The organism is Micromonospora sp. NPDC049529, assembly GCF_055586685.1.
Genome location: NZ_JBVJHT010000014.1, coordinates 1 through 19,337 on the forward strand (window position 1 = coordinate 1; position 19,337 = coordinate 19,337).

General features: G+C 69.0%; 20 protein-coding genes and 1 tRNA gene. 11 read left to right on the forward strand and 10 right to left on the reverse strand.

The features are described 5' to 3' along the window. The first annotated feature begins 127 nt into the window (after positions 1–127). Positions 128–1,699 carry a pectate lyase family protein gene (locus ACZ6QQ_RS24170; protein WP_465879289.1) on the forward strand — a complete coding sequence of 524 codons (1,572 nt, stop codon included), beginning with the start codon at positions 128–130 and terminating at the stop codon, positions 1,697–1,699. Positions 1,700–1,824: 125 nt separating this feature from the next. After that, entirely contained in the window at positions 1,825–2,064 is a 240-nt protein-coding gene (locus ACZ6QQ_RS24175; protein WP_465879291.1) for a hypothetical protein, read from the forward strand. A gap of 69 nt (positions 2,065–2,133) precedes the next feature. Here ACZ6QQ_RS24175 and ACZ6QQ_RS24180 read toward each other — a convergent pair whose 3' ends face one another. Then, positions 2,134–2,967, reverse strand: a complete 834-nt coding sequence (locus ACZ6QQ_RS24180; RefSeq protein WP_465879292.1) for an endonuclease/exonuclease/phosphatase family protein — start codon at positions 2,965–2,967, stop codon at positions 2,134–2,136. Between the two features lie 572 nt (positions 2,968–3,539). Continuing rightward, positions 3,540–4,133 (reverse strand): hypothetical protein, encoded by a 594-nt coding sequence (locus tag ACZ6QQ_RS24185; RefSeq protein WP_465879294.1) that lies wholly within the window; start codon positions 4,131–4,133, stop codon positions 3,540–3,542. Positions 4,134–4,502: 369 nt separating this feature from the next. Between ACZ6QQ_RS24185 and recD2 the strand changes: the two genes are divergently transcribed. Beyond that, positions 4,503–6,695, forward strand: coding sequence for an SF1B family DNA helicase RecD2 (recD2, locus tag ACZ6QQ_RS24190; protein ID WP_465879552.1), 2,193 nt, complete (start codon positions 4,503–4,505; stop codon positions 6,693–6,695). Positions 6,696–6,703: 8 nt separating this feature from the next. Here the strand turns inward: recD2 and ACZ6QQ_RS24195 are convergent, their stop codons facing one another. Then, positions 6,704–7,024, reverse strand: a complete 321-nt coding sequence (locus tag ACZ6QQ_RS24195; RefSeq protein WP_465879296.1) for a hypothetical protein — start codon at positions 7,022–7,024, stop codon at positions 6,704–6,706. 355 nt (positions 7,025–7,379) lie between these two features. Here ACZ6QQ_RS24195 and ACZ6QQ_RS24200 point away from each other — a divergent pair, with 355 nt between their 5' ends. Both ACZ6QQ_RS24200 and ACZ6QQ_RS24205 read left to right on the forward strand, forming a co-directional pair. After that, the gene (locus ACZ6QQ_RS24200; RefSeq protein ID WP_465879297.1) at positions 7,380–8,813 is read left to right on the forward strand and encodes a hypothetical protein; all 1,434 of its coding nucleotides are present in this window, start codon (positions 7,380–7,382) and stop codon (positions 8,811–8,813) included. Further along, positions 8,798–9,427 (forward strand): C40 family peptidase, encoded by a 630-nt coding sequence (locus ACZ6QQ_RS24205; protein ID WP_465879299.1) that lies wholly within the window; start codon positions 8,798–8,800, stop codon positions 9,425–9,427. The genes ACZ6QQ_RS24200 and ACZ6QQ_RS24205 overlap by 16 nt, the downstream gene beginning before the upstream one ends. Positions 9,428–9,514: 87 nt before the next feature. On the opposite strand, the gene ACZ6QQ_RS24210 is transcribed toward ACZ6QQ_RS24205, so the two are convergent. Beyond that, entirely contained in the window at positions 9,515–10,606 is a 1,092-nt protein-coding gene (locus ACZ6QQ_RS24210; RefSeq protein WP_465879300.1) for an ABC transporter ATP-binding protein, read from the reverse strand. Positions 10,607–10,927: 321 nt separating this feature from the next. Here ACZ6QQ_RS24210 and ACZ6QQ_RS24215 point away from each other — a divergent pair. The 3 genes from ACZ6QQ_RS24215 to ACZ6QQ_RS24225 all read left to right on the forward strand — a co-directional run bounded on the left by ACZ6QQ_RS24215 (position 10,928) and on the right by ACZ6QQ_RS24225 (position 12,468). Next, a tRNA-Thr gene (locus ACZ6QQ_RS24215) sits at positions 10,928–11,001 on the forward strand. Positions 11,002–11,289: 288 nt separating this feature from the next. Further along, entirely contained in the window at positions 11,290–11,946 is a 657-nt protein-coding gene (locus tag ACZ6QQ_RS24220) for a hypothetical protein (RefSeq protein ID WP_465879302.1), read from the forward strand. A gap of 381 nt (positions 11,947–12,327) precedes the next feature. Continuing rightward, a complete protein-coding gene (locus ACZ6QQ_RS24225; protein WP_465879303.1) occupies positions 12,328–12,468 on the forward strand; it encodes a hypothetical protein in 141 nt (46 codons plus the stop codon). A gap of 46 nt (positions 12,469–12,514) precedes the next feature. On the opposite strand, the gene ACZ6QQ_RS24230 is transcribed toward ACZ6QQ_RS24225, so the two are convergent. After that, positions 12,515–12,721, reverse strand: a complete 207-nt coding sequence (locus tag ACZ6QQ_RS24230) for a hypothetical protein (protein WP_465879305.1) — start codon at positions 12,719–12,721, stop codon at positions 12,515–12,517. A gap of 237 nt (positions 12,722–12,958) precedes the next feature. On the opposite strand from ACZ6QQ_RS24230, the gene ACZ6QQ_RS24235 reads away from it, so the two are divergent. Next, positions 12,959–13,540: a hypothetical protein gene (locus tag ACZ6QQ_RS24235; RefSeq protein WP_465879306.1), complete on the forward strand. Its 582-nt coding sequence runs from the start codon at positions 12,959–12,961 to the stop codon at positions 13,538–13,540. A 43-nt stretch (positions 13,541–13,583) separates the two neighbouring features. On the opposite strand, the gene ACZ6QQ_RS24240 is transcribed toward ACZ6QQ_RS24235, so the two are convergent. Then, the gene (locus ACZ6QQ_RS24240) at positions 13,584–14,246 is read right to left on the reverse strand and encodes an RNA ligase family protein (protein ID WP_465879308.1); all 663 of its coding nucleotides are present in this window, start codon (positions 14,244–14,246) and stop codon (positions 13,584–13,586) included. Between the two features lie 150 nt (positions 14,247–14,396). Here ACZ6QQ_RS24240 and ACZ6QQ_RS24245 point away from each other — a divergent pair, with 150 nt between their 5' ends. Continuing rightward, positions 14,397–15,680 carry a VWA domain-containing protein gene (locus tag ACZ6QQ_RS24245; protein WP_465879310.1) on the forward strand — a complete coding sequence of 428 codons (1,284 nt, stop codon included), beginning with the start codon at positions 14,397–14,399 and terminating at the stop codon, positions 15,678–15,680. Positions 15,681–15,742: 62 nt separating this feature from the next. Beyond that, positions 15,743–16,597: a peptidase gene (locus ACZ6QQ_RS24250; RefSeq protein ID WP_465879554.1), complete on the forward strand. Its 855-nt coding sequence runs from the start codon at positions 15,743–15,745 to the stop codon at positions 16,595–16,597. A gap of 7 nt (positions 16,598–16,604) precedes the next feature. Here ACZ6QQ_RS24250 and ACZ6QQ_RS24255 read toward each other — a convergent pair whose 3' ends face one another. The 4 genes from ACZ6QQ_RS24255 to ACZ6QQ_RS24270 form a co-directional block, all read right to left on the reverse strand. Continuing rightward, positions 16,605–16,841, reverse strand: coding sequence for an RNA polymerase subunit sigma-70 (locus tag ACZ6QQ_RS24255; protein WP_465879311.1), 237 nt, complete (start codon positions 16,839–16,841; stop codon positions 16,605–16,607). A gap of 55 nt (positions 16,842–16,896) precedes the next feature. Further along, positions 16,897–17,340 carry an HNH endonuclease gene (locus tag ACZ6QQ_RS24260; RefSeq protein ID WP_465879313.1) on the reverse strand — a complete coding sequence of 148 codons (444 nt, stop codon included), beginning with the start codon at positions 17,338–17,340 and terminating at the stop codon, positions 16,897–16,899. Between the two features lie 184 nt (positions 17,341–17,524). After that, complete coding sequence (locus ACZ6QQ_RS24265; RefSeq protein ID WP_465879314.1) at positions 17,525–17,653, reverse strand: hypothetical protein; 129 nt, start codon at positions 17,651–17,653, stop codon at positions 17,525–17,527. A gap of 144 nt (positions 17,654–17,797) precedes the next feature. Further along, complete coding sequence (locus ACZ6QQ_RS24270) at positions 17,798–19,330, reverse strand: hydroxysqualene dehydroxylase (protein ID WP_465879315.1); 1,533 nt, start codon at positions 19,328–19,330, stop codon at positions 17,798–17,800. Between the last annotated feature and the right edge of the window lie 7 nt (positions 19,331–19,337).

Genomic DNA, 19,337 nt, shown 5'->3' on the forward strand with positions numbered 1-19,337 from the left:
CCCCCCCCCCCCCACCCCCCCCCCGCCCCCCCCCCCCCCCCCCCCCCCCCCCCCCCCCCCCCCCCCCCCCCCCCCCCCCCCCCCCCCCCCCCCCCCCCGCCCCATCCCCGGAGGGAACGTGCACACAGTGAGAAGAACGAGCACCCACCGCCGTGGCCTGCTGGTCGCGCTCGGCGCGGCCGGTGTCGCGGTGGCACTCACCGTCGGCCTCACCACCGCCGCCCAGGCCGCGACCCTGTTCGCGGACGACTTCGACGACGGCAACGCCGACGGCTGGTCGAAGTCCGGCGGCGACTGGTCGGTGGTGACCGACGGCAGCGGCGCCTACCAGCAGGGCAACACCGGCAGCGAACTCGCCCGCGCCTTCGCCGGCCAGACGAGTTGGACCGACTACCAGGTGCAGGCGCGGGTCAAGCCGTTGGCGTTCAACGGCGCGAACCGGATCGTCGCCATCGCCTCCCGGTCCAACAGCGCCACGAAAATGTACCGGTTGGCGCTGGTCAACAACGGCCGCGCCGAACTCCAGGTGGTCAACGGCGGCGCGGTCACGGTGATCGGCTCGGCCGCCGTTTCGGTCTCGGCCGGCACCTGGTACACCCTGCGCCTGGAGGCGAGCGGCAGCACCATCCGTGGCTTCGTCAACGGCAGCCAGATCGGTTCCGGCAGCAACAGCGCCCAGGGCGCCGGCCGGATCGCCCTGGTCACCACGTACGCCAGCGCGGTCTTCGACGACATCTCGGTGGACAGCGGTGGCAGCACCCCGCCGACCACCCCGCCGACGTCGAACCCGACGAACCCGCCGACCACCCCGCCGACCACCGGTCCGACCCTGCCGCCGCAGACCGGGCTGGTCGGCTGGGCCACCCAGAACGGCGGCACCTCCGGCGGCGGCAGCGCCTCCCCGATCACGGTCTCCGACGCGGGTGCGTTGACCAGCGCGCTCGGCTCCAGCAGCGCGGCGGTGATCCGGGTCTCCGGCACCATCTCCTGCTCCGGCATGCTCCGGGTCCGGTCGAACAAGACCATCCTCGGGGTCGGTTCGGGTGCCACCATCAACGGCTGCGGCTTCACCATCAACGGCGACCGCAACGTCATCATCCGCAACCTGAACTTCCGGGGTTGGGACGACGACGGGATCAACATCGAGCAGTCGGCCACGAACATCTGGGTCGACCACAACAGCTTCACCGACGGGTACGACGGCGCCGTCGACATCAAGCGCGGCTCCGACTTCGTCACCGTCTCCTGGAACAGGGTCTACGGCCACGACAAGAACATGCTGCTCGGCCACAGTGACGACAACGGCGGCCAGGACATCGGCCACCTGCGCGTCAGCTACCACCACAACTGGTTCGACGGCACCACCCAGCGCAACCCCCGGGTCCGGTTCGCCAACCCGGTGCACGTCTACAACAACTACTACAGCAACAACAGCGGCTACGGCGTCGCCTCCACCGAGGGGGCCGGCGTGCTCGTCGAGGGCAACTTCTTCGAGAACGTGCCGGACCCGTACCACCTGGGTGAGGCCGCCTCCGGCCCCGGCACCCTGGTCGCCCGGAACAACCACTTCGTGAACTCCGGCACCGGCCAGGCCGGCGGCAGTGTCGCCAGCATTCCGTACTCGTACCAGCTCGACACGGCGAGCAGCGTCAAGTCCATCGTCACCTCGGGCGCCGGCACCGGCCGGATCGGCCTCTGACGCACGGTTCGGTCTCTGACACACGGTTCGTTGGGGCTCCTCCGGTCATCCGGTCCGGCGGGGCCCCTGCGGCACATCTGGCTGGAGGGCCACGAAAAAATCGATCCCGATTCCGGCGGGGCGGCTTGGTCGCCACCGCGGCCGGCACCGCCATCGCACTGTCCGTCGCGCTCGGCGGCGGATTCGCGTACGCCGACACGGTCCAGGACGCGTACGCAGTCGGTCGTGGCAACGACCTCGGTGGCGGCGTCAACAACATCACCCAGGTCGGCAGCCTCACCACCCCGCCATTCGCGTACTCGCTCGACCCGACCTCGTCGGTGATCGCGGCGGTGACCGCCGGAGCGGGAACCGGCCGGATCTAGTTCACGAATGTGTCGGGAAGGGCCCGCTGCGCGAACGGGCCCTTCCCGATGCTCAGGCGGGTCCGGCTGCTACCTCAGGTCGGTGTAGACGATGTCGTGGTCGGAGTACGGCGAGTTGACGACGGTCACGCCGCGCGGGGTCATGTTCTTCCGGAGAAAGATGTAGTCGAACTTCTTGCGTGGGGGACCCGCGTCCGCGGTTGCCTTGCACGCGGGGTTTTCCTTGGTGCCACAGTTGGGATCGGCGTCGCGGTAGTACGCCCACATGGGCCGGATCTCCGACAGGTGCGGCTGTGCGTTGAAGTCACCGAGCACGATGGATCCCGCGTGCTGTCTCGCCACCTCGACCAGGGTGCGGACCTGTGCGGCCCGGAGTGTGCCCTGGCCGTGCTCGGACAGATGGGTGTTGTACACCCGGGTCTTCTTGCGGTTGACCGTGGTCTCCACCCACATGTAACCCCGAGCCTCGGTGCCGCCCTTGGCGTAGAGCGTGTTGCCCCTATTCGTTATCGGCGCCGCCGATATGATTGCCTGCCCGAACGCGTTCCCGCCGAACAGTCCGCAGTTGGCCCGGTCGTTCCTCACCGTGCCGTACGCGATGTGGTAATTGAGTTTGTATTTGGTCTTCAGGATCGCGACCGTCTTCTTGACGTCCTCCCGGCAGGCTTCCTGCATGCCGAGAACCTGTGGCTTGAACCGGGCGATCTCCTTTGCCTTCTCCGCCGGTCCACCGTCCTTCCCGACGTGGATGTTCCAGGTCATCACGCGATTGGACTGGGTTGCGGTGGACTTGGCGGCCGATGCGAGCACGGCGGTGCCGGCGATGAGTGCGCCGACGACGGCGGTGGCCAGGGCGAGTGGCACCACCTTCGCGGTGAGCAGGTGTCGTCGTACCAATTGCATGGGTGACTCCCTTACGGTGTCTGGTCAGAGTCGACAAGCGAGCGATCTGATCCGGGCCGATCCATCGAGGAGGACCTCCCGAATGACTCATTTCAGCTAAACCGCTGCCGGGCGTTCGGCGAAGGCTCGGGCTGTATGGGTCTGTTCGGGTCTGGTCGACCCGGAAGGAGCGATTTCCGTAGCTGACGGAACAGCGGGATGGACGGAACAGCACCTCGGCGACAGGACGGCACCGGGACGGGACAGCGGGATGTCTTGCCAAGACGCGCGCGATCAGCCATGGTCAACATCCCCTTGGAGTGGTAAACCACAGCAGTCGTTGCCGCCTGGGGGGCGTTCAGGCGGCAACGACTGCTGCCAACAGAGCTGATATCACGTAGCGCGGCCGCCGTTGGAACAGCGGTCTCGCCGGTCGGCGGGCCCACGGTCGATCCGGATCTCGACATGCCTGCCGTACGAGGGTGGCCGCCCCTCGCGGGTGTGCAACAACCGGTGTTGTGGCGAGCGAGCCCATCTTGGACGACTCGCCTTCGGCACGGACATCAGCTCAGTGGCCCGGCATCCGAGATGTATCAGGATGCGTACGTGAAGCACTTCCGGTACTCAGGGTCGTACGCCATGATCTTGTTGTAGACCTTGACGCAGTTTCCTCGCGTCGTGATCGTCCTCCAGCCCGTGGTTTCGCACGCACGCATGTCACCGCAGTGCTTGTAGTGGTAGGAGGTGGCACCGGCCAGTCGACCGCGGACGATGCTACAGTCCTTCATTTCCTTGTAGACGTACTCGCCGCCCAGGGAGCGGAACTGCACGTACGTGTCGCCGGGCTTTGAGTTGCGGCTGCTCCACAGCCAGCCCGACGTCTTCTGCCACACGAACTTCTTGGGCGGGCTGTACCGCTTCCAGTTGTGCCCCGAGCATGGTCCGGCCTTATTCGCGGCGGCGGCCTTGTTGGAGTCCGCAGTGGCTCGTGATTCCTCGACCCGGTTCAGTTCGCTGCTGGACAGTTCGGCGGATGCGTTGGCACGAACTTTCGCTGCGTTGGCGCTGCCGCCTACCCCGGTAACCAGTGCGAGGACAACGGTGAGCGCGCCAAGTAGGGAGATGATGCCGATGACTGCGTTCCGTGTGTTGGGGCGAAGTCCGCCCGCAATCAATTGGGTTCTCATGCCCTTCAGTGCACCTGTACGAAATGATTCCGGCAAGCATTCCGTCGTCCTGGGACAGTTCCGTACAACCACCAGGACAGGCCTGGACAAGCCATGTGGTAATCGGGTCAGTCCCGAACATCGAGCAGAGACGACGATGGCCAGCGCGACCAGGCGCCGCACCTTCGCCTCCTCCGGCGTTGCAGGTCCAGTGAACAGGGTCGGCTAGTTGGACTCCGCCAGTATTGGATTGCCGTCTGGCTGCCGTTGAGCCCGTACCGCAGGATCGGGCGGCGTCGGTGCGGGCATGATGTTCGGGTGAGTCTGACCGCGACCGGGACCGGCGTACCACCCGCTCCGGCCGGTGCCGGGAGTCGCCCGCCGGGGACGGTGCTGCTGGACGCGGTGCTGGAGCGGATCACGTACGCCAACGAGGAGACCGGGTACACGATCGCGCGGGTGGCGACCGAACGGTCCGGCAACGACCTCCTGACCGTGGTCGGGGCGCTGCTCGGGGCACAGCCGGGGGAGAGCCTGCGGCTGGTCGGGCGGTGGGGCTCGCACCCGAAGTACGGGCGACAGTTCGAGGTGCACTCGTACACGACGGTGTTGCCGGCGACGATCCAGGGCATCGAACGGTATCTCGGCTCCGGGCTGATCAAGGGGATCGGCCCGAAGATGGCGGCCCGGATCGTGGAGCTGTTCGGGGCGGACACCCTGCGGATCATCGAGGAGGAGCCGGGTCGGCTGGTCGAGGTGCACGGGCTCGGCAAGAAACGTACGGCGATGATCGGCGCCGCGTGGGAGGAACAGAAGGCGATCAAGGAAGTGATGATCTTCCTTCAGGGTGTCGGAGTCTCCACCTCGCTCGCCGTACGGATCTACAAGAAGTACGGCGACACCTCCGTCGCCGTGGTCCGCGACGAGCCGTACCGGCTGGCGGCCGACGTGTGGGGGATCGGCTTCAAGACCGCCGACACCATCGCCCAGGCGGTCGGCATCCCGCACGACAGTCCGCAGCGGGTCCAGGCCGGCATCCAGTACACGCTCTCCGAGGCGACCGACAGCGGCCACTGCTACCTGCCCGAACCGAACCTGGTCGCCGACGCCACCGAGATCCTCCAGGTCCCCGCCGACCTGGTCCGAACCTGCCTGGACACCCTCGCCGCCGACGAGGGCGTCGTACGCGAACAGGTGCCGAACCCGAGCACCGAGGGTGCCACCATCCCGGCCGTGTACCTGGTGCCGTTCCACCGGGCCGAGACCGCGCTCGCCAACAGCCTGCTCCGGCTACTCAACCATCGCAGCGACCGGATGCCGGCGTTCGCCGGGGTGGACTGGACGAAGGCGCTCGCCTGGTTGCGTACCCGGACCGGGGCCGACCTGGCCGAGGAACAGGAACGGGCGGTGCGGCTCGCACTGACCGCGAAGGTCGCCGTCCTCACCGGCGGACCCGGCTGCGGCAAGTCCTTCACCGTCAAGTCGATCATCGCGTTGGCGGCGGCGAAGCAGGCGAAGATCGTGCTCGCCGCACCGACCGGCCGGGCCGCGAAACGGATGACCGAGCTGACCGGGCACCCGGCCGCGACCGTGCACCGGCTGCTGCAACTGCGCCCCGGCGGCGAACCGACCCACGACCGGGACAACCCGATCGACGCCGACCTGATCGTGGTCGACGAGGCGTCGATGCTCGACCTGATCCTGGCCAACAAGCTGGTCAAGGCCGTCGCCCCCGGCGCACACCTGCTGCTGGTCGGCGACGTGGACCAGTTGCCGTCGGTCGGCGCGGGCGAGGTGCTGCGCGACGTCCTCGGCGCCGAGGCCATCCCCCGGGTACGCCTGACGAAGATCTTCCGTCAGGCCCAGGAGTCCGGCGTGGTGGTCAACGCGCACCGGATCAACGCCGGCCAGCCGCCCGCGATCGGCGACTACCCCGACTTCTTCCTCTTCCCGGTCGACGAACCGGAGGACGCGGCCAAACTCGTGGTCGACATCGTCGCCCGGCGCATCCCACGCAAGTTCAAACTGCACTCGCGGGACATCCAGGTGCTCACCCCGATGCACCGGGGTCCGGCCGGCGCCGGCAACCTCAACACGATTCTCCAGGAGGCGCTCGCCCCGCACCGCGAGTCGATGCCCGAGCGGCGGCACGGGGCCAGGGTGTTCCGGGTCGGCGACAAGGTGATCCAGATCCGCAACAACTACGACAAGGGAAAGGCCGGGGTCTTCAACGGCACGGTCGGCGTCATCACCGCGCTCATTGGCGAGGACCGCCAACTCACCGTCCGCACCGACGAGGACGAGGACCTGACGTACGACTTCGACGAGCTGGACGAGCTCCAACACGCGTACGCCATCACCGTGCACCGGTCGCAGGGCAGTGAGTATCCGGCGGTGGTGATTCCGGTGACGATGAGTTCGTACACCATGTTGCAGCGCAACCTGCTCTACACCGCGGTCACCCGAGCCCGGAAACTCGTCGTGCTCGCCGGTTCGCGCAAGGCGATCGCGATCGCGGTCCGTACCGCCGGAACCGGTCGCCGGCACACCGCCCTGACCCACCGACTCACGTCGCCGTCGTAGATCTTCGCCTATCGCCGAGCCGATTCGGCGCCGGCTCCACACCTGTCCAGGATCGATGCACCGATCGTGGTGTTCTCGATCGTGCGACCGACGTATTCGATGATCCCGCCGAACTGTGTCCGCTGTTTCAGCTGGAAGTTCACGTTGCCCCAGAGCGTGACCCGGATACAACGCTTCACCGGCTGTGAGTACAGCTCCTTGACGATCGTGTAGGTCTCGTCGTAGGTGGTGGCCGCGCTCGCCACCGTCGCACCGGCGGTGAGCGCCGAGGTGACCATGATGAACCCGAGCGCGAGGGGCACGAAGTTCCTACGCAGTACGGCTCTCATCTGCTCGCTCCATTCTGGAATGCGACGGGACCGACGTTCCTGTTTCCGTCGGCGAACCGGCTGTCACAGTCAACGACGGCGCCACCACCAAGCCAAGCGAAACCCCGTACGGGACAGTGCGGACCCACCTCCCCGGCCCGTACGGGACGGTCCAGCCTGCACGTACGTCGTCACACCGGTGCGGGACAGCCGGGGGCCGGACGGGACGGTGGGGTCGTCGTGGTCCGTACTTTCCCGTACGTCGCGATTCCAGACAGGACACGTCGCCAGGCGGTGCACTGGTCTCCACGCGCGTGGGCCGAGCCGGCCGTGTCCGCGTGTTCGCCAGCTCGATGGGCTCTGGAGGACGACGATAATGAAACGGATCCGCAAGCTGTTGCCGCTGCTGCTCGCGACAACCCTGATCGGCGGGGCGATCGCACTCACCACCAGCCTGGCCAGTGCCGCGCCCAACTGCACCGGCAACGTCAACAAGAAGGCGGTGTGCCACGCCAAGGTGCAGGTGGAGAAGAAGTGCAGTTGGGACACGAAGCAGACGAAGCTCGTCGCATGTGCCCGGATCGGTTACGACGCGTACCGTAAGGCGGGCCTGACGGGCAAATCTCTGGCTGCCGCAGGCGGCCTGAAGAAGGCCGGGGAAATGGGCTGGACGGTTCCGGTGAAGGAACGTATGGCCGGGGACCTGCTCTACTTCGACTCGCCCGGAAAGGACGCCGACCGGGTCGGTATCTTCGCCGGAAGCAACAAGGTGATCATCGCGACGGGTGTGCCGTCGTCGAAGAAGTCCGAAACCTTCAAGCTCGTCGAGTTGACTGCGAGCCGGATCAAGCAACTGAACAATCTGGCGATACGTCCCGTGCTCGCCGATTCGTCGGCCAGGGTGGTCGAGGTGAAGATGGCCAGGCCGGATCAGGACGCCGCCGAATCGTGCCCCGAACCCGAGGGCGGCACCCCGGAGGAGGACACCCCCGAGGGCGACGGCACCGCCCCCGAGGGCGACACGACCGAGCCCGAGGGCGACGGCACTGAACCCGAGGGAGACACGACCGAGCCCGAGGGCGACGGCACTGAACCCGAGGGAGACACGACCGAGCCCGAGGGCGACGGCACCGCACCCGAAGGTGACACCACCGAGCCGGAAGGCGGCTCGGCTCCCGCCGAGGGGGAGACGACGACGAGCACCTCCGATGGCGTCACCACGACCACCACGACGGTGACCAACAGCGACGGAACCACCACCACGACCACCACCACGAGCGGCGGCGGCACCCCCACGGACGCCGCCCCGCAGCCGGAAACACAGCCGGAGCCGGAGCCGGAGCCTGACGGCGCCGGCTCCGACCCGGACAACAGCCCGACCGACCCGGACGCCGACCCCGGCACTCCCGAGGACGGCACGGACACCGGCACTCCCGAGGACGGCACGGACACCGACGCCCCCGAGGGCGACGCGGACACCGACACCCCCGAGGGCGACGCGGACACCGACACCCCGGAGGGTGACGGCGACGGTGGCGACACCGGTACGCCGGAGGGCGACGCGGAGACCGACGGTGGCGCGGATTGCGCCGAGACCGCCGAGACCGACGAGTCGACCGGCGACGACCCGGGGACCGGTGAGGAGTCGACCCCCGAAGCGACCGACGACTGCGTCGACGACCACGTGATCGACAACAGGATCGTCAGCATCGACCCGTCCGGCGTGAGCAACAAGCCCGGTGTGGTGGAACCGGCTGCCGCCGGCCAGACCGGCACGACCCCGAAGGAGGCACCGTGCGACCGACCCTGACCCCCGAGACCCGGCCGGGACTCCAGTCCCTTGCCAAGCTCCTCTGCGCCCTGCTCCTGATCGGTGGCGCCCTGTTCGGAGTAAGCAGCCTCGCCAGCGCCGCGGGCAAGTCGTGCAACAGCGGCACCGCGGGCGAGCGGGCGGTCTGCCGAGCCGAGCAGCAGATCGGCGACAGGTACGTCCCGGGCGCCGAGGGACCCAACTCGTTCGACTGCTCCGGTCTCGTCCACTACGCGTACAAGGGGACAGGGGCGAGCCTGGCCCGTACCACCGCCGAGGCGCAGTCGCACAAGGGGAAGACCGTCTCGGTCAAGAACCTCCAGAAGGGCGACCTGCTCTACTTCGACTGGAACAACGACGGAAACGTCGACCACGTGGGCATCTATGCGGGTAAGGGCAAGATGGTCCACGCCTCGTCCGGGTCGGGCAAGGTCAAGAAGGTCGCGCTGAGCTCGTACTACAAGCAGCACCTGGACACGGCCAAGCGGATCTCGCCGACCAAGCCGAAGAACGACCCGAAGAAGCCGTCGGGCGGCGAGTCGCCGAAGCCGAAGCCCACCCCCACGCCCAGCCAGACCCAGACCTACGTCGAACTCAACACCATCTACCCGTGACCGACGGCCCGCTCGTCGGGCGTACGAGGAAGGGGCGGTCCGCGTCAGCGGACCGCCCCTTCGTGTTGTCGCCTGTGTCGGGCTGCCTCAGATGCGCACGCCGGTGGTGGCGTGGAAGGTGTGGTTCTTACCGGTACGCGGCTTCACGTAGACGGTGTCGCCCATGTTCGGCATCGTGCGCCGGTCGGTACGCACCACGAACCGTTCCGAGGTGCCGTTGATCGTGGCGGTGCCGTAGATGTTGGCGTCCGAGCCGAGGTCCTCGACCAGCTCGACAACCACCGGCAGGCCGCCCTCGGTCGGGCTGACCAGGTCGCAGTCCTCGGGGCGGAAGCCCACGGTGACGTTGCCGTTGCCGCCGTCGGCCTTGGCCGCCTCGATCTGCTCGCGGGTGAGCGGGACGATCAGCTCGGCGAAGTTCGCGCCGGACTCGGTCAGCGGCACGGTCTTGATGTTCATCGCGGGGGAGCCCATGAAGCCGGCCACGAAGACGTTCGACGGGGTGTCGTAGAGCGCCCGAGGGGTGTCGACCTGCTGGAGCACACCGTCGAGCATGACCGCCACCCGGTGACCCATGGTCATCGCCTCGACCTGGTCGTGGGTGACGTAGACCGTGGTGATGCCGAGCTTGGCCTGCAACGACGCGATCTGCGTACGGGTCTGCACCCGCAGCTTGGCGTCGAGGTTCGACAGCGGCTCGTCCATGAGGAAGACCTGCGGCTCGCGGACGATCGCCCGGCCCATCGCCACCCGCTGGCGCTGACCACCGGAGAGCGCCTTCGGCTTGCGGTTGAGGTAGTCGTCGAGCTGGAGCAGCGCCGCCGCCTCCTTGACCCGCCGGTCGATCTCCGCCTTCGAGGTCTTGCGGAGCTTCAGCGCGAACGCCATGTTCTCGTAGACCGTCATGTGCGGGTAGAGCGCGTAGTTCTGGAACACCATCGCGATGTCCCGGGCCTTCGGCGGCAGGTGGGTGACGTCCCGGCTGTCGATGAAGATCGAGCCGTCGTCGACGTCCTCCAGGCCGGCGAGCATCCGCAGGCTGGTGGACTTACCGCAGCCGGAGGGGCCGACCAGGACGAGGAACTCGCCGTCGCCGATCTCCAGGTCGAGGTGGTCGACCGCGGGGCGTTCGGTACCCGCGTAGATGCGGGTGGCCTTGGAATAGGTGACCGTAGCCATGGTGAAGCGCTTCCTTTCACCGGCAGGAACGTGCCGGACGATCCGAGTGAAGGAGCTGCCGGAGCGGGGGCCGCTCCGGTCCGGGTGACGCGCCGACGGCCACTGGGGGTGGTTGGCGTGTCGCCCGTGTCACGCCACCGTAAACCGCCTGGCCCAACCTGCCAAGGTCACTGGCGTACGGGAAGCCGTGGCCGGTTCACATTTCGGGCATCAGGGCACGGCAGGCCATCAATGGGTACCGCGAATGTGCCGAACTTGACGCCGACGACCGTGGCGGCGATCGGATCGGCACCGCACTGGCTATGCTGAGCCCGCACCACTGCCCCTGTAGCTCAGCTGGCCAGAGCACCCGCCTTGTAAGCGGGATGTCGCCGGTTCGATCCCGGCCGGGGGCTCAACCGTTCCTCAACCGCCCGCCCGGCGGTCCCGCTCGCCGGGCCGCACGCGCCCGCGCCGGCCGTCCTGCGCCGTCCCTCGGTCCCGTCCCGTCCCGGCGGCCCGGACGTACGCGGTTACCCGTACACCCCGAATTCGTATGGCCATTGGTAAACATTTTCTGCTCTGTCCTGCTGTTCGAGACAATGCGATACGGCCGGATACCCTTTTTGTTCCCGGTGAATGCTGTTTTCTGTTGGTGGCGCGGCAAGCACCGAAAGCACCGCGCAATTCCAACAGGAGGAAAAATGTTTTCCGTGGTTAAGAATCGAATGGCGCAGGTAGCCATGCTGGGTGCGGTGGTGATCGCACTGGCGGGCGTCATCGCGATCGTCTCCAACAACGCGAGTGCGGCCGGCAGCCGGGCATACCAGACCACCAGCGAGCGGAAGCTGCCGGCGAAGCTCTGTGCCGATCTGGCAAAGAGCGGCGGTGCCGCCGTCGAGTCGTGCAAGGCGACCACCAGCCTTCAGGTGTCGGCGGAGACAACCGCCTCCGCCGCGGATCTCAAGGCTGTCGGCCTTGCCGCGACCTCGACCAGCGCAAAGCCGAAGCTGAAGACGAAGACCGTGGTGGCGAACATGTGCCACGGCATCACCAAGCCGAAGCTGGAGGAACCGAGCGGGCCGGCGTGCGCGGCGGGCCGACTGATCGTACGGGCGAAGTTCGTCTACGACCCGAAGAAGAAGAAGGTCTGGGCGAACTGGGTGAGCTGCTCCGAGGGTGGCCGGGTGTGGGACATGGACCGGAAGTGGTGCGGGCACATCAGTAACGGCACCAAGAAGATGAACGTGGGCGGCGACTGGAAGATTCAGTTCATCGAGGTCGGCACCACCTACACCTCGTGGATCCGGATCGACTCGACGTACACCGGCAAGATCACCACCCGGGGTGGGGCCAGCTGACCGACCCTTCCCAGTGATCGTGGGCCTCCCGGAACCCCGTCCGGGAGGCCCACGGGCCTGTCCCGTACAGGCGTCCGAACTGTCCCACGAACTGCCGTGCCGGAGCCGGACCGGTCCGTACTTTCCGGGACGGGCGGATCCGTTGAACCCCCGCTCGGACACCGGTTGACTCCGATCGACCCAATCATTCAGGAGTTACCACGACGAGTCGCCAACAACGACGTCCCCTGACCCTGATTCTCGCCCTGGCCGGAATTCTCGCGATGCTCGGCGCGGGTGCGGTTACCGCCCAGGCAGCGCGCAAGGCACCAACCCGCGAAGGTCAAGACCAGTCATCGGCCGGAAGAGCGAGTTCTCCAAGAGCGACAACGACCTCCAGGAATGACTCAGAAGGCCAACACCAGCAACCGGGCCTGCGCCACGGTCGAGGTCGGGGGTCGAGTGGTCAAGTCGAACAGGAACGACAAGTTCGGGCACGTGTTCCACCCGTGCATCCAGTTGCCGGAGCAACGCAACCTCTGAGGAAACCGGGCGTGGCCGCGACGCGGCCACGCCCGCTCCGCGCCCGTCACCTGCCCCACACCTCGTCCTCGTCGCTGAGCCGGCGCAGCGCGGCGCGGAAGCGGAGGTTGAGCGCGGACGCGATCGGCACCGTGATCTCGGTGGCCGCGTCGTCGACGAAGAGCACGACATCGTCGCCGGTGTCCTGGTACGCCTCGACCTCGGTCCCGGCAACCCGGGTCCAGATGGCGTGCGGGATCGTCTGCGAGCTCACGGGTCCCCCTTCCGCACGGTCTACTCACGCCCTGATTGAGCACGTACGAACACGTGCGCCCTTCCAACATAGATCGATGGGGCAGGGCTTCACGGCGGATCGGTGGGTAGCCTTTGGGGATGCATGACCTGCCGAAGGCCGAATTCGCCTTTTCCGGGCCACTGCGCGACCGGTTGGTCGCGGCCATCCCCAACGGTACGAAGATCCCCGCCCGCCTGATTGTCGAGCGGTTCTGACATGACATACCACTACCTCACCTCGCCCACGCTGGCCCGGGTTCCCGGCCTGCTCGACTTCGTCTCGGCCAAAACGGGGGAGCCGAGTCCGGACACCAGCGCCAGGCTCACGGCATACTTCGTCGACAACAGCGACGACGACGGTTTCCTCGAACACACCACCGTCGTGGCACGGGCCCAGGAGGGGCTGCCGGCACGGCTGGTCCGGGCGGCGGACTACCTCACGGCGAGCGTACGGATTCCGATCTTCTCGGCCGCGTTCGTCGCGGCGCTGCGCACCGAGTTGGACCGGGACCTGGAGTTCCACCGTTGCGTGGTGCGCTGCGAGGACGACGAGTACGACGATTTCTCGGTGGCCCGGGTGAGGACCGTGCTGCCGCTCATCGACGAGGCCCGGTCACGGCAACGGCCGGCGGCCGGCGACGGTCCGCCGATCCTGACCGAGCCGTTCTTCCGGGAGGAGTACGCCGACCGGTTCCTGATCGCTCGCGACGCCCGCTACCGGACCGTGGTGTGCAGTCCGCGCCTGGTCGAAATGGTCCAGTCGCACAAACTCCGGGTCCGCTTCACCGCCACCGGCTGAACGGGACCGCCCCGGACCGTCCCGGACCTGGCGCTGACGGCGGTCAGCCGGCGACCGGTCGGGTGAAGCCGTTGACGGCGAAGTCGTCGCGGTGGCGCCAGGCGGCGTTCGTGCGGACGTGTCCGGGGCGTACCCATTTGGCGACCCGGCGGCCGAACTCGGCCTCCGGAACCGGGGCGGTGGTGCGGACCACGAAGCCCTCGGAGCGGTCCGCGTCGCGCTGCGCCGACCAGGCCGCGCGGGCCCTCGCCAGGTCGGTGCCACGGTAGAGCACCGGCACCAGCGGCAGGTCGAGCAGCGCCGCCCACTCGGTGGTCTCGGTCCAGCCGCGCAGCGTGTGGTCGGCGTCCCAGACGGCGAAGACCAGGAAGACACCGGGCAGATCCGGGTACGCGACGCTGCGCCGGGCCCACATCGACTCGCCGCAGACCCGCCAGCCGTACGGGATCTCGTGCGCCACCCGTGCCCAGAGTGCCTTGGTCGGGCGGTCCCAGGGGTGGGTGCCCGAGTCGACCGAGCGGGCGTACATCAGGTCGCGGGTGAAGGTGACGTTGCCGCCGTCCATCTTCTCGGTCACCACGAGTTCGCCGGTCAGCCCGTCGAGGTCGGTCACGATCCGGTCGTCGCTCGTCGCGCCCGGAGAGTCGGGCAGGTGGTGGGTACGCGGATACTTGCGTACCGGGGTCGACCCCGACTCCTGTCCCATCGCCAGATCGTGGCACACCACTCCCGGCCGAGCACCTCCTTTGCGGTGGTGGCGGTGGCCGTGACCAGGTGATTGTGGTGGCCGTGACCGGCTGTCGGATTCGGTCGATACCACTGAGATCGCCCATTCGGTCCTCACTAGGATCTCGGCGTGATCATCATGAGACGGTCCATAGCGGTCCTCTTAGGACTACTGGCCGCCCTTACGCCACTTGGTATTCCACCGGCCTCGGCCGAAGAACCCACCTCCGAACCGCCCAAAGTGGAGCTGGTGCTCGACGTGAGCGGGTCGATGCGGGCCAACGACATCGGCGGCCGGACCCGGATCGCCGTCGCGCAGGAGGCGTTCCACGAGGTGGTCGACGCGCTCCCGGACGAGACGGAACTCGGCATCCGGGTGCTCGGCGCCACCTACCCCGGCGACGACAAGAAGATCGGCTGCCAGGACACCCAGCAGATCGTGCCGGTCGGCCCGGTCAACCGGGAACAGGCCAAGGCCGCGATCGCCGGACTGCGCCCCACCGGATTCACCCCGGTCGGGCTCGCGCTGCGCGGCGCCGCCCAGGACCTCGGCACCGGTGGGACCACCCGCCGGATCGTGCTCATCACCGACGGCGAGGACACCTGCGCGCCGCCCGACCCGTGCGAGGTCGCCCGCGAACTCGCCGCCCAGGGCACCCACCTGGTGGTCGACACGCTCGGCCTGGCCCCGGACGAGAAGGTACGCAAGCAACTCGTCTGCATCGCCGCCGCGACCGGCGGGACGTACACCTCGGCGAACAGCGTCGAGCAGCTCAGCGGCCGGATCAAACAACTGGTCGACCGGGCGAAGGACACGTATACCGCGACCCCGGCGCTGGTCACCGGCACCGGCGGGTGCGGCGACGCGCCAATCCTGAGCCCCGGCGTCTACACCGACCGGGAGAAGTTCTCCGAGCACCGTTACTACCGGGTGCCGGTCCGGGCCGACCAGGAACTGCGTGCCTCGGTGAGCATCGCCCTGGACCGGCCGCTCAACCGCGACTACGGCGTACTGCTGCGGGCCACCGCCGCCGACGGCCGGGAACTGGTCCGGGGCACCGACGCGGGCAGCGGTCGTACGGATGTGCTCTCCACCGGCCTGCGCTGGTCGGCCTCGGAACCGGACGAGGAGCCGACCGAGGCCCCGACGGAGGGGGCCGTCACGGTCGCCGAGACCCCCACCGTCTGCCTGGTGGTGAGCAACTCCTTCTCCAGCCCCACCGCCGCCGCGCAGGTGCCCGGCATGCCGGTCGAGCTGACCATCGACGTGGTCGACTTCTCGCCCGCGCCGAACAGTCCCGGTCTCGGCCGGGGTTGGGTGCTGCTGCTGTTGCTGACCGTTGCCGGCCTGCTCACCGGGCTGATCGCCGGCTGGCTGACCCGCTGGTGGGTTGCCACCTGGAGGGAGAACTGATGCGCGCCGCACTCGCCCGACACCGGCGACCGAATCGCCCCGACCGGACCGGGACGACCACGATGGCGCGGCTCGGTGTGACGGCGGTCGCCGTGGCCGCCGGCATCCTGTTGCCGGCCGGCGCGGTGTCGGCCGCACCGGGCGGCTCGCCGCTGCCGACGCCCTCACCGGGCGCGGTCACCGTGACCAAGGCCGGCACCTCGTTCCTCACCGCCACCGGGATCGGTGCCGGTCAGCCGGTCAACGTCGCCGGCTCGACCGGCGACTACCTCTACTGGTCCTTCGCCGCCTCCGCCGGGCAGACCAACGACGTGGCGATCAGCGTGACCCTGCCCCCGACGGCGGACCGGCACGGCCCGTCCACCTGGGCCGTCGACGTCTTCGACGGCCTGCGCCGCCGGCAGGCGTGCACCGCCGGGGCCCAGGCGCCGACGGTCGCGGTCACCGATACGACGGTGGCGCTCAACTGCACCCTGCGTCAGGTCCGGGCGTGGGCCGAGCCGTGGTCCGGTGACCCGCTGCCGGGCACCTACTACGTGCGGCTGTCCACCACGAACCTGCCCGAGCAGGACCTCGGCCTGCCGATCCAGGTGCAGTTGCTGGTCGGGGCGGTCGACGACGACAACATCGTGCCGGAGGACGGGAACCTGAAGACGCCGCTCGTACCGGCGGTCGAGCCCGGTGCGATCGTGCCGGCCGGCGGCACCGCCGCCACACCGGACCCGAGTGCCAGCCCCGATCCCGGCGCCCAGTCGGCGAACGAGGACGAAGGCTTCTTCTTCGGTTGGTTCGACGGTTGGTTCGACGGCTTCTCGTCCCGGTGGATCTGGACCGCCGTCGGTGGCGTACTGGCCGCCGTCGCCGGGGTGGTCGGGTTCGCCCTGACCCGCCGGCCCCGCCGCGTCGTCGTGCGCTGACCCGTACTCACGGTTCGGCACGGAACAGGCCGCCACCGCCGTACTTGCGGTGAGCGGCCTGTTTCGAGACGCCGAGTGCTTCGGCCACCTGGGCCCAGGAGGCACCGCCGACCCGGGCCCGGCGGACGAGCACCGCCTCCATCCGCTCGACCCCACGGCGCAACTCGGCCGCGGCCCGCAGACTCGCCAGCGGATCGGGGCCGGTGCTCAGTTCGAGCAGTTCCCGGAGCGGTTCGTCCGACACGCCGTCAATATACGCTGACGGAACGTGCCCTCGTCGCGGTCGGGAACGACGGCGGTCAGAGGCGTACCAGCGTCGCCCAGCCGGGAACCGTCGGCTCGTGCCGCAGCGGCATGCCCGCCTCGGCCGGCGTACGGTCACCCTTGCGCTGGTTGCAGCCGTAACACGCCGCGACCGTGTTCTTCCACGTGTTCCGCCCACCCCGCGAGCGGGGCAGGACGTGGTCGACGGTGGTCGCCCGCCCGTCGCAGTACGCACACCGCTGGCCGTCGCGCAGGTGCACCCCCGAGCGGGACCAGGCCGGCCCGGAGCTGAACCGCCAACGGGTCACCACGTACCGGACCAACCGAACCACCCGGGGCATCGGGAAGACCCCGATCCGCCGGTCCGGCTCGGCCTCGTGGATCTCGGCGACCCGGCGGCAGAGCATCCGGATCGCGTGTTGGACGCTGACCTTGTGCAGTGGGCCGAGGTCGGCGTTGATGACGAGCACCGCGTCCACCGGGTCCTCCTTTCGATTCGATGATCCGTCGGGCCCAACCCGCGATCCGCCGATCGCCCGACCTGTCCGGCGCCGGTCGTTGATCGACCGACGACTACTCCCGTGGTTCGGGCGACCGATACAGAAAGCCGCCCGGATTCCCTGTCTGCGGGGCGGGCGGCTACGGCGTGAAGTCGGTTCGACGTCAGCCGGGAAGCCTGCCCCAGCGGTGTTCCGCGCTGAACACGTGCCAACAGGCCGACCGGTCGGCGCGGAGCACGGCGGCGACGAGCGGTCGGAACCGCCGCATCGTGCCGTTGCCGTACGCCCTCATGGTCGACCCCTCGATCGGGTGGAGAACCTGACGCGCTAAACGGTATTCGCGTCCACCCGCGTCCGCCAGTAAATTTGATCAGCCGCAGGGATGGCGGCGAATTCGGTCGGCGTCGCGCCCCGGGGCGTGACGCGGCGTCTGGGGTCACCGGCGGGCGAGCAGACCGCGTGGGCGTACGGACCAGATCGGTTCGGGTGCGGTGCCGTACCGGCGCAGGATCTGGTTCGCGGCCAGGATCCCGGTGACGGCGGCCCGTTCCATCAACGCGCTCGGCGGGTCGGCCCGGATCCCGTCACCGGCCAGGAACAGCCCGTCGGCGTCGGTGACCACCGTCGGGCGGGCGGCGTGACCTCCCGGCCGGAACGACGGCGCCTGCCGTTCCACCCGGGCGCGCAGTTCGACCACCGGCAGACCGGCCACCTCCGGCCAGAGCCCGGCCAGCTCGGCGCGCATCCGCTCGGCCACCTCGGTCGCCGGCCGGTCCGGCGGACAGGCGTACGCGTGCAGTTCGACCACCGATCCGCCGGTCTCCTCGGCCCACCGCCGGGCCCCCGCCTCCAGCCGGTGGTAGAGCGTCACCGAGTCGAGGGTCGGCTGCCGGGACACCCCGCTGAACACGGCCCGGTCCGGGGCGACGTCCCCGGCCAGCCAGTACCGCGCCACCGCGTACGGCGGTCCGGCCTCGAACGCGGCGACCTGTTCCGCCAGCCGGGGCGCCTCGGCGGCGAGCTCCGGCGCGGTGGCGAGCAGCGTACGCAGGGCCGGCGGGTCGACCGCGAGCACCAGGAGCCCGGCCCGGTGCCGCGTGCCGGCCGCCCCGGACACCTGCCAGCCGGTGCCGTCGCGCCCGATCCGGGTCACCGGCTCGCCGACCCGCACCCGGCCGCCGTGTTGCCGCAGGTACGCGGCGAGCGGGCGCCAGATGGCCGACTCGTAGTCCCGGTCCGGCGCGTCGAAGCCCAACCCCTCCGGGTTGCCGAGCAGGTAGAAGTGGAAGTTCGCCACCAGCTCGGCGGCCGACATGTCGTTTTCGTGGTTGAAGAACGAGTGCGCGAAGACCTCGAAGAGCATGGCCCGCGCCCGGTCCGGCAGGCGCAGCGAGTCGAGCAACTCCTTCGCGGTGGTCCCGTCCAGCTCGGCGTAACTGCGCACGGGGTGGTACGCCAGCAGCGGCAGCGCCGCGTTCCCGTCCATGGTCCGCAGGTCACGCAGGCGCAGACTGGGACTGCGGGCGATCAGGGTGAGCAGGTTCAGCGGCGGCGCGGTCGGCAGCCGGGCGAACTCCTCGGTCGGCCAGTCCGCCGACAGGACCGGATATCCGGCCACCGGTCGCAGGAAACCGAGGCCGGCGTCGACCCGGCGCAGGATCGACCGCCAGTTGTAGTACTGCCGGAAGAACGCGTGGAAGCCGTGGTCGACGACCTGGGCGCTGCCGTCGGCGAGCCGGTCGGGCCAGGACGCCAGTCGTCCGCCAAGCGTCGGCCGGGCCTCCAGCACGGTCACCCGTACGCCGCGTTCGGCGAGCACCACCGCCGCCGACATGCCGGCGATCCCACCGCCGACGACCAGCGCGTCCACCCCGTCGGGTACCCGGGCCGTGCCGCCCGCACCGCCGTCGGGTTCGATCCGGACCGGGTGTACGCCGAGCAGCCGACCCAGGTCTCGCGCCAGCTCCATCCCGCCC